This window comes from Algoriphagus aquimarinus (assembly GCF_007997215.1).
GTDB classification, from domain to species: Bacteria; Bacteroidota; Bacteroidia; order Cytophagales; family Cyclobacteriaceae; genus Algoriphagus; species Algoriphagus aquimarinus_A.
The window spans coordinates 374,712-390,300 of record NZ_VORW01000001.1 but is presented as its reverse complement, the minus strand read 5'-3'; the positions used below and the strand labels follow the sequence as shown (position 1 = coordinate 390,300).

General features: G+C 41.0%; 13 protein-coding genes. 4 read left to right on the top strand and 9 right to left on the bottom strand.

Annotated features, from left to right (window positions below; translation table 11 throughout):
• Positions 1-93: 93 nt before the first annotated feature.
• The 9 genes from ESV85_RS01775 to ESV85_RS01735 all read right to left on the bottom strand — a co-directional run bounded on the left by ESV85_RS01775 (position 94) and on the right by ESV85_RS01735 (position 10,762).
• Positions 94-813 carry a sugar transferase gene (locus tag ESV85_RS01775; RefSeq protein WP_146914522.1) on the bottom strand — a complete coding sequence of 240 codons (720 nt, stop codon included), beginning with the start codon at positions 811-813 and terminating at the stop codon, positions 94-96.
• A 170-nt stretch (positions 814-983) separates the two neighbouring features.
• Positions 984-1,901, bottom strand: a complete 918-nt coding sequence (locus ESV85_RS01770) for a glycosyltransferase family 2 protein (protein ID WP_146914521.1) — start codon at positions 1,899-1,901, stop codon at positions 984-986.
• Positions 1,902-1,911: 10 nt separating this feature from the next.
• Positions 1,912-3,603 carry a right-handed parallel beta-helix repeat-containing protein gene (locus ESV85_RS01765; RefSeq protein ID WP_146914520.1) on the bottom strand — a complete coding sequence of 564 codons (1,692 nt, stop codon included), beginning with the start codon at positions 3,601-3,603 and terminating at the stop codon, positions 1,912-1,914.
• 6 nt (positions 3,604-3,609) lie between these two features.
• Positions 3,610-4,602 (bottom strand): glycosyltransferase family 4 protein, encoded by a 993-nt coding sequence (locus ESV85_RS01760; protein WP_146914519.1) that lies wholly within the window; start codon positions 4,600-4,602, stop codon positions 3,610-3,612.
• Positions 4,599-5,816: an O-antigen ligase family protein gene (locus tag ESV85_RS01755; protein ID WP_146914518.1), complete on the bottom strand. Its 1,218-nt coding sequence runs from the start codon at positions 5,814-5,816 to the stop codon at positions 4,599-4,601. The genes ESV85_RS01760 and ESV85_RS01755 overlap by 4 nt, the downstream gene beginning before the upstream one ends.
• Entirely contained in the window at positions 5,813-7,024 is a 1,212-nt protein-coding gene (locus ESV85_RS01750) for a glycosyltransferase family 4 protein (RefSeq protein WP_146914517.1), read from the bottom strand. Before ESV85_RS01750 ends, ESV85_RS01755 begins: the two co-directional genes overlap by 4 nt.
• Positions 7,025-7,210: 186 nt before the next feature.
• Entirely contained in the window at positions 7,211-8,278 is a 1,068-nt protein-coding gene (locus tag ESV85_RS01745) for a glycosyltransferase (protein ID WP_191321878.1), read from the bottom strand.
• Positions 8,279-8,283: 5 nt separating this feature from the next.
• On the bottom strand, positions 8,284-9,228 hold the full coding sequence (locus ESV85_RS01740) for a glycosyltransferase family 2 protein (protein WP_146914515.1): 945 nt from the start codon (positions 9,226-9,228) through the stop codon (positions 8,284-8,286).
• Entirely contained in the window at positions 9,215-10,762 is a 1,548-nt protein-coding gene (locus ESV85_RS01735) for a lipopolysaccharide biosynthesis protein (RefSeq protein ID WP_146914514.1), read from the bottom strand. Before ESV85_RS01735 ends, ESV85_RS01740 begins: the two co-directional genes overlap by 14 nt.
• 217 nt (positions 10,763-10,979) lie before the next feature.
• Here ESV85_RS01735 and ESV85_RS01730 point away from each other — a divergent pair, with 217 nt between their 5' ends.
• The 4 genes from ESV85_RS01730 (at position 10,980) to argC (ending at position 15,579) form a co-directional block, all read left to right on the top strand.
• Complete coding sequence (locus ESV85_RS01730) at positions 10,980-12,173, top strand: polysaccharide pyruvyl transferase family protein (RefSeq protein WP_146914513.1); 1,194 nt, start codon at positions 10,980-10,982, stop codon at positions 12,171-12,173.
• A gap of 348 nt (positions 12,174-12,521) precedes the next feature.
• Positions 12,522-13,337, top strand: a complete 816-nt coding sequence (argB, locus tag ESV85_RS01725) for an acetylglutamate kinase (protein ID WP_146914512.1) — start codon at positions 12,522-12,524, stop codon at positions 13,335-13,337.
• Positions 13,338-13,340: 3 nt separating this feature from the next.
• On the top strand, positions 13,341-14,534 hold the full coding sequence (locus ESV85_RS01720) for an aspartate aminotransferase family protein (RefSeq protein ID WP_146914511.1): 1,194 nt from the start codon (positions 13,341-13,343) through the stop codon (positions 14,532-14,534).
• Position 14,535: 1 nt separating this feature from the next.
• Positions 14,536-15,579: an N-acetyl-gamma-glutamyl-phosphate reductase gene (argC, locus tag ESV85_RS01715; RefSeq protein ID WP_146914510.1), complete on the top strand. Its 1,044-nt coding sequence runs from the start codon at positions 14,536-14,538 to the stop codon at positions 15,577-15,579.
• The last annotated feature ends 10 nt before the right edge of the window (positions 15,580-15,589 follow it).

Below are 15,589 nucleotides of genomic sequence, written 5' to 3'. Positions count from 1 at the left end.
CATAATCTGCGAAATAGTTTTATGGCGAAAAAAAAACGTCAGGCTAAATGCCTGACGTTTCCTTTCAATGATATATTCAATTTAAGGGGTGACTTATTTCCCTTTTTTGTTAATCATAGTCATGACTGTTTGTCCTATAATATTCAAATCAGTTAATAAATTAACTTGAGTTAAGTATTTCAAATCCAAAAGTACTCGCTGACACATTTCCTCTACAGTTTCTGCATAGCCATAATCTACCTGTCCAATAGAGGTAATTCCTGGACGTAGCGCAAGCAACTGAACATACTGTGGCTGTCTGGCTACAATCTGCTGGATAAAATGGGCACGTTCTGGTCTAGGACCTACTACTGACATATCACCCATAAGTACATTGAAAAACTGTGGAATCTCGTCTAGGTGAGTTTTTCTCATGAAATTACCCCATTTAGTCACCCTAGGATCGTTATCCTTAGTCAATTGCGGGCCATTCACCTCAGAATCTACAATCATACTTCTATACTTCAGTATGTAGAACGGCTGACCGTTTCTACCAATTCTTTCCTGCTTGTAGAATATTGGCCCTTTAGATGTAAGCTTTGTGATCAACATCAAAGTGAGAAACACCGGCAGACCAATAAGGATTGCAAAGGAAGAGAATAGTATATCAAATGACCTTTTAACGAATCTGGTTGTGATCTCAATACCTTCGTTCACAGTCTGAGAAACGGAGCTTCGTGAGATGTGCGTAAGGGAAAATAGGTCAGGAATAATACGCCCCGACTGGTAGCCTTTAAAAACAATCTCTTGTTGATGGGATGAATTACGTATCATTGGTTTAGTATTTTAAGTCAAATATTGTGACGCTAGGTTATATCCAATACGGATGCCAAGCAAAAACAGGCCTAATTGGTTAGATAGGGCTATTTTTAATAGATTGTTAACATTAATTATGTGGAAGCTATCCACACATTGTGAGGGTTGTTACCTGATGGGTTTATTGTTCAGGAGCGATTCCAGTAGGCTTTAGTCATAGAAAATGACTTGCGAAGTCCAGCTGGAAGTGATTGGTAGTGTAGTCCCAATTTATAGCCAAGCCATTTACCCAAGGTTGCAATCATCGACTTTGGAAGTAAAAATGGATTGTTCTTTAGTGTATAGGTGAGTTCAGATTTAAGATACTTGAATCCTTCACTTTCTGCTCTGCCAAATTTTTCGAAGATCCATTGATTATTGAAATGGAATACTCCAATGTCAAAATATCGCTTGAATTCTTCAGTGGCTGAATAATTATGTGAATGGTATATTTTAGAATGCGAAAGGTATGCCAACTTCCATCCATTCAATAACATTTTGCCAGCAATTAGCACGTCTTCTCCTAATATAGAGCCAGTTGGAAATCCGTTGACGGCAAAAAATGCGGTTTTTCTATAGCCTGCGAAAGAGTTGGAGCAGGAAATTGTTCTAATGCCATATCGATCAGCATCTTCCATGCTCTTCACTTTTGACTCCGCTGGATAATTAAAAAGTCTTGCATGAGTTTCCAACAGCTTCGCATTTTTATGGGGGAGCTGACGACCATAAGCCATTCCAAGGTCAGGGTTTTCTTCCAAAGCATTAACCATCACTGAAATCGCATCAGGCTCTGCAAGGATTGCATCTTGGGTAAGAAAAATAAATACATCAGCATCTGGAAATGTCTCCACAGCCATTTGCCTCGTTCCGCCATGGTCAAAATCCTTCTTGTCGATTTGGATCAGATCGCATGTTTCTTCATTGAGCAAATCCAAAGTCCCATCCGTAGAGCCAGAATCAATCACTATCAATCGAGAGATGGGATAATTTTGCATAGCAACACCATCCAATACTTCTTTCCAGATTTTTCCTGCATTCAGCGTAGGGATAAAAAGATTGACTTGCATAGCTTAAAAATTAATAGTATGTGATTTCTACTTCCCCATAATTGGCTGTTCCGGAAATTAGTTTTTCCTTGCCAATGGTAGCTTTTCCTTTTCCTACAAGGAGTACGGTTTCAGTGTTTTGTATACCGTGATATTCATTCGCAACCAACGTTAGGTTATTGGGAAAATGACTTCGAAATGCCTGATTTTCTTCTCCGCCGGCGATGGATTTGATCCTGTTATTCTTTACTACGAGGTCTTTTGAGCTATCATCAAAAATGGCTGTGTTGAATGATTCAATCTGATTTCCGATGATGTGGATATTTTTAGCCGTGTTTTTAATGATAATCGCAGATGAGTTTCTGCTCACAATCTCATTATTTTCCAGTAATGCATTATCCGCTTTCACAATCAAAATTGCTGGGTTTTCGGAATTGTTCTCCATCGTATTTCCTGTCAGATGCATAGTTCCTTCCATGTTGAAGTTGAAGGTTGCATTCGAGAAGCGGTTGTTTTCCACGTCAAATTCATTCACTTGAATTCCATTTGGCAAGGAAAGTGAGCCTAGCGTATTATTTCGAAGATGGATTTTCTGAGCCTTAGTATTTGCGATCAAATTGATGCTGCTGAATCTGTTTTTGTCCAGAAGTAATTCTTCCAAATCGAGCGTGATCTCCACCTGATTATCTGCCCAGTTTTCCTTTGCCAAGATCAATCCACAGCTTTCGACGTAGATCGCTGGACGGTTATTTCTATAAGCTTCATTTTTATAGAGAATGACATTTGAAACGTTGATCAGTGTTGCAATGCCTGAACCATCAGGGGTGGATTCACCTTTCACAAAACCATTTCCGCAGGTAATATTCTCGGTGATCAGACACTCGATATCTTTTGCTTTTTCCTTAGATCTGTTATTTATGTCTATCGCATCTGAAGCATTTTCCTCGAGGATATTGTAGGAGAAATTATAGTCTCTTTCCTTTCCAGTATCCCCAAAAGCAACCTGAATAGCAGACATTCCATTGTGTCGAATCACATTATTGATGACTTCTACTTTCCTGCTTCCATGGATAAAAACCCCATTTTCACCATTCTTATAAATCTCAGAATCATGAATGGAAATAGTGTTGCTAGACATGATCCGAATACCCGTTCCAGGTTGGTACTTGTCAGTTTCAGTCCGTGGCATTCCGAAATGATGAATTCTCGTATTCGCAATTTCAATTCCGCTGCACTGAAAAGTCATGACGCCAGGATATGCTCTTAGCTTCGTAGAATCACCAGTTAATACAGTGTTGTAAATACGGATTTGCTGACTTTTCAAAAGATAGATTCCCTCATTTTTGGATTCTCCTTTGATGGAAATTGAAACGTTTTTCACTCCTTTTCCCAATATCAACGGGTTAGGAGAGTTTTGCTTTTCGATGGAATATTCCCCGGTTTTTGCAGATTTATGATGCTTGATAATGCCAACTGCAAGAAGGTTTATCCCAGACTTCAGCAGAATTGTTCGGACTAGGTATTTTCCTTCGGGAAAAAATACGGTATCACCTTCCTTAGCTTGGTCAATAATTTCCTGAATGGCTTCTGTTTGATCGTTTTCTGAATTAGCCAAAATCCCAATTTCAAGCACATTGATTCTCTTCCCAGATTGGCATATGCCTGCTAGGGGCAATGCAAAAAGCAGCGTAAAGAAGATGAATGTGTGAAAGTAGTTTTTCATGTTGTTTCAAGAAAGAATGGTTTCCCATGTTTCTGCAGCCGTTTTCTCCCAGCTAAATTCCCTTGCGCGCTCAAGACCTTTTACCATGCATTCCACGTAGAAATCCTCGTCATCTACGAGTTTTTCTATGCCCGCTTGAATGGCAGAAATTTCAGTCGGATCTACACAAAGTGCAGCTCCCCCAGCGATTTCAGGAAGTGAACTTGTATTCGAAGTCAAAACTGGAGTACCTGAGGCCATAGATTCAATGACCGGTAAACCAAATCCTTCCATCAGTGAGGCGAATAAAGTAGCATGGGCACCTTTGTATAGTTTGGGTAAATCTGCTTCCTCTATAAAACCCAAAAACCGAACCCTTTTCTGTATGCCTAGACTTCCAATAAGAGCATCAAGCTCCGCATCAGCATTGCCAGAGAGGAAGAACATAAAGTCATTTGGGATTCTCGCTTTTGCAAAGGCAGTGAGCATAGCCGGTACATTCTTGTTTTTTCTTCTATTTCCCACATAGAGAAAATAGGGGCGAATGCTCTCATATTCTTCTTCATTTTCAAGGAAATGACTATCTACTCCATTATAAATCACCTGTATTAGCTCTTCTGGTATTCCCATTAATTCCACCAATTGTTTTTTGCTGAAATGAGATACTGTGATGATCTTCTTCGCTTTTGGCGCCAGCCTCCCAATCACCTGCTCATAATAAATCTTGTGCAGCTTGGTATAGTAAAACAAGTGCATGAGATCGTGAACGGTAAAAATAAATGGAGTCTTGGAGAATGCAGGTGGCATAAATGACGGACTGTAGAACACGTCCGCATTTGACTTCTTTATTTCCTCACCCAGCATCAAGGGCGTCAGTAAACTCCCTAAACCCATTTTACTCTCCACATATTCACATGTAGCCTCAAATGGGGCATAATTCATTACCTCCTGATACAATCTTCCTATTCCAGTATTTCCAGCCCATCGACTATCGATCAATACATTTTTTCGAGATTTCATAGACTGAGTTTTATGTTTTGAAAGCTGATTTCCCGCAGTGAACCGATGAGATAAATCAGACATAAATACATGACTACGTCGTTGTCATAGCCAGAATATAGGATCATCATAATGGAGAGGATCGGGATAAAAAGTGCTATCCAAAGTTTTGAATTGACTGTTTTTTGCCAGCACTCCTTGATAAACCAAACCAGAAATGCCAAGAATGAGAAGAAGCCTACAATACCTAATTCAAGATAAGTGGTGAGAAAGGTGTTATGAATATGGGGCTCTCCACGGTAGAAATCGGCATAACTTCCTAGGAATCCAGGTGCGCTGAGAAAGCCATTTCCCAAGGGAGAAATCGCGTCGAAATGCTGGAAAAATGCTTTCCAATAAACCAATCTGATTCCCATGCCATCATTGGACGAGGTCAGAGAGTCTACCCGAATTACTTTTTGGAGGATAAAAGGAAGTGCTATGGCTACCAAAACAAGCAACCCGATTTTCCATTTTTTCTCCACAGAAATCCAGATTAAGAAAAAGATGCCAAGTAATAAAGCGACGATTGGAGTTCGGGATAAGCTGAGAAATCCGATCAAAAACACGAAGACAATTCTCCAGATCGACAGCCTATTTTTCAAGACTACAGGAATACATATGAACGAAAATCCGATCAGAGCTATGCGCGCTCCAAACATATTTTTATCGTCCAAACCCCAGTAATAAAGTGAGTCTCGGTAAAGTGAACTCGCTTGACCTGAAGAATCACTTCCTGTGATCAGCTTAAAATCATATGCTTGATGATAAATCAGAAGCTGAACTAATGACAGTGCCAGAATGGCTAAAAGTACCGAATCAAGCTTGCTAATCAGTGATTCGTTATCCCTGGAACCAAGCCAATTGATAGCAAAAAACAGAAAGAAGAAATTGATGACGAGCTTGATGATATTGGTCAAAGCGAGCGGTTCTCCAGGATAGTTGAGTAAGTAACTCAGCACAGCGTAAGTGCTGAAAACAGCCAGCGCTATAAACCACTTCGAGAAAGTGAGTTGGGGAGTTTCTCTGTAGAAAAAGTATGAGGTGATCACAAAAATCACCGGATAAACCTTCACTGGAAGGAACATGGAAATCAGCGAAATCAAAAACAGGGATTCTGCTATTGAGATGGCTTTCCATTCATTTCCTTCAAGTAAAGCTGCTTGGTTGGTGAGTGTGATTGGAGGAGTGCTCATTTCGAAATTTCAGGATTGGGCTTGGTTAAGGCCTCCTTCAAAACTGCTTCATATTCTCCGATCATTCGATCAGCATCCAAAATAGAAGCCACGGACGCTCTCGCCGCTTGGCTAAATTGATTGTACTGCTCAGGATTCTCATAGAGTTGGCGCATAGCAGCGCTCAAAGAATCAGGCTCGCTATCGTAGCAATACAGGCCGTTGATTCCATCTTTTACCGTTTCCTGAAGTCCGCCTCTTTTATTTGCGATCACAGGAACATGGTTTGCCAATGCTTCTATCGCAACCATTCCCAGAGGTTCTTCCCAGAGGGACGGCACTATCAACACGTCCATTTCAGCTAGAAATTCTGTGGAATTCACATATCCTACAAATTCAATGTTGGAGTCATTAGCCAGTTCCTTTAATTGATTTTCGTACACTCTATCCCCTTTTCCCGCTATTCTTAAACTTGCCTCGAAATCCAGTTTTTTGAATTGCTCGATCAGCCATTCCAATCCTTTGACTTTAGATAGCGTGCCCAAATAACCAAAACGCATTGCTTGGCCAGATTTTCTAGTGGGCTTAAAAACTGGGTTTGAAATCGTACGTGTGTTATAAATGATGTTTTTAGTGGCATTCGTAAAGTATCCAAAGTCGATAAATCGCTGCAAAATGCTATTGCTGATGCCTACCACAGCGCTTACTTGGGCTGATTTTTCTGCATGATTTCTGCGCAAAAGTTTACAGCTGAAGCATTGATTCTCACAAGTTTGCTCATTCTTAAACATGTTGCTGTTTGGGCAAAGCAAATACAGATCATGCAAAACTTGAACTATGGGAATGCCAGCTTCATGAATCGGGTTCCAGACTGCGGCCGACCATCCAGCAAGGTTGTGGCAAGAGACAATGTCTGGCTTTTCTGCCATCAAGATTTCTTTAACGACTTCTGCCATCGCTTCATTTGACTGATCTCTGTAGTGCCAGGCCAGTCGAGAAAGCTTGTTTTTCTTGGCTTTGGAATAAGGCCAGTACCCATTTTGCAATCCTGCCCGATAAACTGTAACTCCATCAACCTGCTCTTTCTTCAGTCCTTTCTCAGGCATCAAACTCAGCACCACGACCTGATGACCCAGAGATTTCATTCCTTCCACGATCAGTTTCAGGGAAATCTCCGCGCCACCTTCGATCAGCGGGCTATAAAGAGAGTTGATGTATAGAATTTTCATGTGTTGGTTTTAGCCGAAAAAGATATGTCTGTTTAACGAGCTTATGTTTTCTATTTTAGTGTAGTTCGATCCATTGGATCGATGGCTGAGTTTCAAGTTTCGCAATTCCCCCTTTAAAAGGGGGCAAGGAGGATTTTCTAAATAAAAAACCAACCCAAATAGTAATTCCTGCAAATAGGCTGATTCTCATAATAAGCTTTCATATAGCTCAATTAAACTATCGGTTACGTCTTGTTTGTTGTTTTTCTTTAGTACCAAACCCTGCATTCTATGACCTTTTTCGATTAGAGAATTTGGGTTGTTTTGATGAAGAGTTATGGCTTTTTGAATCTGTTTTTCCAGTGCTTCAAGGTGTTCAGATTCGTATTCATAGCTATAGTCAAATACGTTTTCGCCACCATCTAAGTCATCAATAGTGCCAATTCTTGGGCAGATGACGGTTCTCCCGTATGAAAATCCAAGAATGACCGTTCCTGAGTTTAGACTGCTATCCAGAGAATAGGGAAGAATGAGTAAGTCTGACTGATGTATATAGCTTGGCAATTCCTCGTCAGGAATGAATTTAAGTTCGAGCGAAATATTGGGAGTATTCTCTGCCAACTTCTGTAATTCACTTCGATAAGCTTCAGAATTTGGATTTCCTGCTATAGTCAGGTGAACTGACTGGGGAAATCTTCTTGCCACTTCGATTAGCAATTCAATATTTTTATAGGGTTTGATTGCACCTAGAAAAAGAAGCTTGAGTTGTGGAGTTCTTTCTTCCGAACTTTCAGGAAGCATAGCCCCATAGACATCTACAAAGTCAGGATGTGGAATGTGAATGATTTTGCTTTTGAGATTCGGGTATTTGCTGCGCAAAATTCCTCTGGAAACCTCAGAATGAATAATAATTGCATCTGCCTGTGCCACAATTTTTTGAGTTAAAGCCCGGCTAAGTTTGCCCGACTTTTTCTCGTGAGAAAGTCTGTTGTGCATGGTCCAAACCAATTTTTTCTTCCCAAACTTAATAGCCGCAAGTACAACCAATTTTCTGAAATAGCTTTTCCACATACTTGAGGAGCTGCTATCATCCAGATTTTCAAACCAGTTCAAGTGAAGTAATTTGATAGATTGATAATGCTTTTTCGAAGAAAGAAAATCATCCAGTTTGCTAACTTCAAACCCATGCTTCTCTAGTCCATTGACCAGAATAGTGATGTATTGATTTTCCTTGTTCTCGCAGGGATTGAAGATGATTTTGGTAGGTGAATCCATCGGCATCAAGAGCGGTTTGAATTCATGCTTTTCGCTAAAGCAACGCCAATGTCCTTTATCGATAAACCGAATTTATCTCGAGTATTCATCCAGTTTTTAGCCTTTTCCAAAGGGTTACTACGCATGGACAGCATCATCGTGTAGAGCCGCTTATCGTGCATGTACTTATCCTTTTCCTTCAGTAAATGCTGATAAATCACCTTTTCCGAAGGATGCGGAGGATTGTTTTTCAGGAAATCTCCTAACCACTCAGAATAACTTACATCTGCCATCATTTTGTGCAGATCATTTCCTGTTGTAGTGATGGAAAGGCGATTGCTACGGTATTCGAAAACGGGTTTGTTGCTATGAGCAATGCCCTTTTTCGCAGAAGCTATAAAGGCTGTGATGTCATCCGAACCCCAGGCAAGTGGAAGTTTGTAGAAGCCACCCTGAGCTCTTAACGCGGAAGTATCATAGACGTAATCAGAGATGTAATTTGAGCGAAGTTGACGCAGTCTATGCCAGATCGAGTCATAGACATATTCGAAAGCAGGTAGTGCTGGTGTAAGTATCACATCATTTCCATCGTCGTCGATGATTTTGCTGCGGCAGTGGTAGACATTTAAACTTGGGTAGGTTTGAATCAAATTTTCAAACTCAGCCAGATAATCTGGAGCTAAACGGTCATCATCACCCATTATGACGATATTTTCCCCAGTGGACAGCTCCAGACACTTATTCCAGTTGTCCACCAAATCATAAGCACCTACATTCTTTTCGTTCTTGAAATAGCGAATTCTAGGATCCTGATTTTTTAGGACTATTTCCTCAATTGGCTCTGGAGAGCAGTCATTCAAAATGATTAGTTCAAAGTCGACAACCTTCTGTGCAAGGATGCTATCAATGCATTCTTGCAGGTATTTGCTCTTGTAAGCAGGAATACAAATCGAAAATTTATTCTTGCTCATTAGATGGTTTTCTTTTCAAAAGTTTCGTCCGTAGAAAATCAATATCTGCGGCTTTGATGATAAACAGAAAGTGGAATGCTGCAAAAACCGTAGTGAAAATCGCCGAACTTATGGTCATTCCAAGTAAACCTTCCGGCACTTCTATCCATTTTCCAAACCCGTAAGCAACTGCAAAAGCAATCACAGCTCCTAGGACGGAAGGTGAAAAAGCTCCGAAGAAAATCTTCTTGCTATCTAGCTTAAGCACTTTAGGAATATAATAAATATAAAAGAAACCAATCTGAATCAGCATATAAACCAAGTAGCCAATCACTGCCGCGCCTACATTCAGAGTAGGGGCTAGGATCACCGTGATCGGAAGCGATAGAATACAAGCCGTCGCAGAAGAATAAATAAGGAAGCGGGTTTTTCCAGAAGAAAGCACCAAACTAGCGACGGGAGTATTGTGCATATTGAGCAATACAGTGAGCAGCCAGATGTTCAGCCAGACGGCCAAATGGAGGTAGTCTTTCCCCATGTAGAGTACTAGAATAGATTCAGAATTCAGCACCAAAAGGAAAACGATAAAACTTAAGAAAATAGATATGTACCGAGTTGCGGTAAAAACCATCTTCTCCATCTTGGAGTGATTCCCTTCCTGATAGACTTTACTAGCTGAAGGCAAAAGCACCTGAAGGAAGATCGTACCAAAGGAAATAATCAGCATCGCGATAGTCTGAATCACCCGGTAATCTGTCAGTACGTCAATTCCAGAAGCGAATTTTGCCAGCAAAATAGGCCGCAATTCATTTGCTGTAAGTTGGAAAAGTCCCATCAGAAATATTGCAGAACTGTAGCCGATGATTTCTCGGAAAATCTTCCCATCCCATTTTGGTGTGAGTAATTGCCCTAATGGAACTGGAAAAACTCGTAAACGAAGAATATTAAGTGGAATCGGAACAAGCGTAGAAATCGTGTAGAAAAGGAAATATTGTGGAAGTGACCACTCGAAATGAATGGCTGTGATCGCCACTATAAAGTTCAGCATGCTACTCACCACCGTAACTCGGTTTACGTAGCCGAGTTCATCTTTGGCGCTGAGTAACTGGATGATCACATTCGACAGCCAGTTCAAAACCGTACTTGCCGAAAGTATGTACATCATGATCCTATAAGTGGGAATCTGATCGGGATTGAGATTAAAGAATGACTGGCCATAATTAGCCATAAACATGAAAATCAGCGCATTCACAAGTCCGATGGTACCGTAGAAAATAATGCTGGATCGGGAAGCTTTTCCTATGTTTTCCCAATCAGCTTTGGCTTCCCACATAGAGAAAAAACGCACAGAACCCACATTCATTCCTAGATCCATAAGTCTTAAATAGGCATTTAGGGAAAAGGCCAAGGCGATCAATCCGTAGTCAGCCTTGCCATAATAACCCACCAATAATGGGATGGTCACAAACTTTGCGGCGGCATCGAGAATTTTGGCTAAAATCCCCCAGACTGAACCTGAAAAAATACGATGGACGGCAACGGGTTTGGTGCTCAAAATAGTCTTTTGATGATTTTGTACTGAATTTACGTCCTACTTACCAAAAATAGTTCCTGAGCTTAATTTCTCTGGATTTAAAATCAAGTATCTTTTTTGCAAGGATGAATGGTCACGGCCACTTCGGTCTTCGGTCAACGCTCTTCCAGCCTAATAATGTTTAAAGAATTTGTTATTCGGGTAAGTTCGATTGATCTTAATTATACTAGTTAAACATATGACAAAAGTCTTAATTATAGGTGCTTTCGACCGATACAATTACGGGGATTTACTTTTTCCATTAGTGATAGAAAGGCAGTTGAGTACTTATGGGAAGGATTTCGAATTTGAATATTTCGGTCTGGTGGAAAGCGATCTATCCAGTGTCGGCGGACTTCCGACAAAAGGGCTCAAGGAATTTTATAAGCAATGTAATGATCCCAATAAACCTGTACATGTGATTATTGCAGGTGGTGAGGCATTGGGCGTAACATGGAATTCACTATATGCGGCATTGAATCCGCTTTTTCAGCGAATTAATAAAAGACACGTGAGAGTCAACAAGGTATTGGATTTGAATACATGGACCAAGAAAATCCTGAAGGGCAAGACAACTCTCCCTTTTGTATTTGATAAATCTGATTTTGCCGGGGTTCAGTCTGTGACTTTGAATTCCCTGGGTGGCTCTGGCTTAAGCGCTGCTACTTTTTCGAAGTATGATTTCTTGAAAGAGAAGCTTCAAAATGCAGATTATTTCGCAGTTCGTGATCAATTGACAGTGGATAACTTGAAGGAAAGCGGCCTAAGTGCTGATCTTTGTCCTGACTCAGCCATCTTGATGTCGGAGTTTTATCCTTTGAATTTTCTTCACAAAATGGTGACACAAGAAGTTGCTGGATATGTTGCCGAACACTCTGGGAAGTACGTTTTTGCTCAGATAAATAAAAAAACCACACGTGGCCATGAAGAGGTAATTGCAAGTGGATTGGATGAGATCTACCAAAAAGCAAAGACGGAAATCTGTCTTTGTCCTATCGGGAAGGCGCTTGATCATGATGACCATGAGGCTTTGCAAGAAATAGGATCGCTTTTGAAAAGTCCTTATACCTATTTTGATGCAGATAATATATGGGACATCATGTACCTAATCGCAAATTCTAAGTGCTATGTCGGGACGAGTTTGCATGGAGCGATTACCGCTTTGAGCTATGCTGTGCCGCATGTAGGCTTGAAAGTAGAAAAGCTAGGCGCCTACTTAGCAACTTGGGGACTGAAAGGCAATCAGAGATCCATTGAGTTTTCCGAGATATATGAGCAATTCCAAGTGGCGACGAATGCCACAAAAGAAAATCTGGAGGCTTCCAGAGATCGACAATTCGCAGAGATCAAAAAGGGTTTTGATAAGATGGTGAAGGTGTTGGAAAGAGAGTAAATAACCAAAAAGCTTGACTGGTTATCCTCTTAGGTTTTTTGAGTTAGCGGGAAATAATTCTGTTTTCAACTGACAGCCTGTCACCCTATCAGGCCAAATAATTAATTGTAATTTGGCTTTTAGGGGTTTTAATTTTAACTATTCTAATAACATTAGATTAATCTGCCAAATATCCTCTTTCGGAACGAAGGTTGTTTTAAAAGTGTTAGGTTAAATTAGTAAAACCAGTATTTATCAAGTTTTCATCTTTAAAAAGTAGTAATTCAGGTCTGATTCATTTCCATTTCTGTCCATCCATAAGGGAGAGCTAGGTTCGGAAAAAATCAATTTAATATAAAAAAAGTAGAAATGTCTAAGCAAAGAATTCTCATCAAATATGGTGGGAATGCGATGATCAATCCCCAGTTGCAGCAGGAAATTGCGGCACAGATTTTTAAGCTTCAAGAAGCGGGATTTGAAGTCATCATGGTACACGGAGGTGGGCCATTTATCAATAAAGCACTAGAAAAAGCAGCCATCCAATCACAATTCGTGGATGGTCTCAGGGTGACGGAAGCCATTGCTTTCGCAGAAATTCAAAAAGCTCTGATCGGAGAAGTCAATGCTGACTTGATCTCCATGCTGAATCAAAACAAATTAAAAGCCGTTGGCCTTTCCGGTAAGGACGCAGGAATGGTGCAGGCAATAAAGTATCAGCACCAATCAGCTGACGGTAGTATGGTGGATCTCGGGCTGGTTGGTGAAATCACCCATATCGACAATAGCCTGATCAACATACTGTGCGAAGCGGGTTATGTGCCCGTGGTCGCATGTGTAGCTGATGGTGTGGATGGCACTTCATACAATATTAATGCGGATACTTTTGCGGGGAAACTCGCGGCAGCTGTGAATGCTGATCAGCTTATTGTCCTAACGGACGTGGATGGTCTTTTTCTCAACTATCCAGATCCTGCATCGATTATTCACAAGCTTAATGAAAGTGCAGTAAAGGAGCACATGGGGACGACCATTCAAGGCGGAATGATCCCAAAAATCCAATCCTGTATGCTGGCTTTGAAAGAAGGCGTGAAAAAAGCAATTATTCTAAATGGCACCAAGCCTGAGCAAATCGCAAAGTATGTGATTGACAATGAGAAAATTGGAACTACTCTGACACTACAATAGACTATGACAAATCAAGATTTATATACCAAAGACAAAGAAAATTACCTACCCACCTTTAATCGCTTTCCTATAGCTTTTATCAAAGGAAAAGGATCTAGGCTCTGGGACGCAGACGGTAAGGAATACATTGATTTATTGGCTGGAATAGCTGTGAATAACGTAGGTCATTGCCATCCGAAAGTAGTGAAAGCGATTCAGGAGCAAGCCGCCCAGTTGATGCATATTTCTAACTTTTTCGTGAGTCCACAGCAAGTTGCATTGAGCGAATTGCTAGTGAAAATCTCAGGTTTGGATCGGGTTTTCTTGACGAATAGTGGTTCTGAATCCGTCGAGGGAGCAATCAAAATTGCTAGAAGATATGGGCATAAGCACGGTAAAGGTGGAAAAGTTATCTCCATGCATAATTCATTTCACGGAAGGACTTTAGCAACCATCGCTGCAGGTCAAGAGAAATATCAGCAAGGATTTGAGCCCATCCCAGCTGGGTTTGCTCAAGTGCCTTTTAATGACCTTAAGGCTGTAGAAGCAGCCATTGATTCCGACACTGCAGCTATCATTGTGGAGCCGATCCAAGGTGAAGGAGGAGTTGTTCCTGCGGAGAAAGCGTATTTGGAAGGACTCAGGAAATTGTGTGATGAGAAAGGCATTTTGTTGATTTTTGACGAGATACAATGTGGAATCGGCAGAACTGGGAAATGGTTTGCTAAGGATCATTTTGGAGTGCAGCCAGATATTATGACTTTGGCCAAAGGCCTAGGTGGTGGAGCCCCAATCGGGGCCATTCTTTGCAACGAGAAAGTCGCGAGTGCAATTGAGTTTGGCGATCACGGAACGACTTTCGGTGGGAACCCACTTGTAGCAGCTTCGGCAATAGCGACCATCGGAGTGATCAATGATGAGGAGCTTTGCAAAAGAGCAACCGAAACCAGTGATTGGCTAAGAGGCAAATTAGCTGAGCTGATAGAAAAGCATGATGAACTGGAATCTGTAAGAGGATTGGGTTTGATGCTTGGGGTTAAAATGAAATCTGAGTCCAAGCCTTACGTGCTTCGCTTATTGGAAGAAGGAATCGTAGCGAATTCTACTGCTGGAAATATTTTGAGACTCGTGCCAGCATTGAATATCAGTAAAGATGAACTGACGATTTTCCTTGAGAAGCTAGACGAAATCCTATCAGAAACCACAGTTACTGCCTAATATGAGCAATCAAAAATTAAAAGTAGCGATAGTCGGAGCGTCTGGATTTACAGGTTCTGAGTTGGCGAGATTACTCCTCAATCATGAAGGAGTTTCTATAGAAATGATCACTTCAGAGTCTCATGTGGACAAGCCTTTTTCGGACTTGCACCCGCAGTTCTTTACTAGACTGGATATTCCTTTGGTGAGCGCTGAAGAGGTGAGTAAGAAAAAACTAGATGTTATTTTCTTGGCTTTGCCTCACGGGGTTTCTATGGATTTTGTCTCCAAATGGAAAGATTCTGGTGCGAAAATCATTGATCTCTCGGGAGATTTTAGACTTTCTACCAAAGAAGTTTACGAAGAATGGTATAACAAAAAGCATAGCTACCCAGAAGGGTTTGCTACGGCTGTATATGGTTTACCAGAGCTTTTTGCAGATAAAATAAAGTCAGCAAATCTAGTAGCTAACCCAGGTTGTTTCCCTACTGCCTCCATTCTAAGTATGGCTCCGCTTTTTGCGAAGCAGATGGTAGAGGATAGATCTCTGATCATCGATGCTAAGTCGGGTCTTACAGGAGCCGGAATTAAGGCGAGCGCCACTACACATTTTTCTAATGTGAATGAGAATTTCAAAGCCTATGGCATCGCTGGACACAGACACACCATCGAGATCGAGGAGCAATTAGGAGCTTTGGCTGGCAATCAGACGACGGTTCAATTTACTCCGCATTTGCTTCCTGTGGATAGAGGTATATTGGTGACGGCTTATGCAAAAATTAAGGGTGAGATGAATCAGGAGAAATTGACTGAGATCTACAGAGATTTTTATCAGGACAAGCCTTTTGTGAGATTGAGAAATGAGGCTCCAGGAATCAAAGATGTGCGCGGAAGTCATTTTTGCGATGTGTTCCCTGTATGGGATCCGAGGACTGAGCGTGTGATTGTTATCTCAGCAATCGATAACTTGCTAAAAGGCGCCGCTAGTCAGGCGGTACACAATATGAATTTAATGTTTGGTTTGACAGAGTCAGAAGGTTTGAACCAAGTACCATTAAAACCTTAATAAGAAAAAG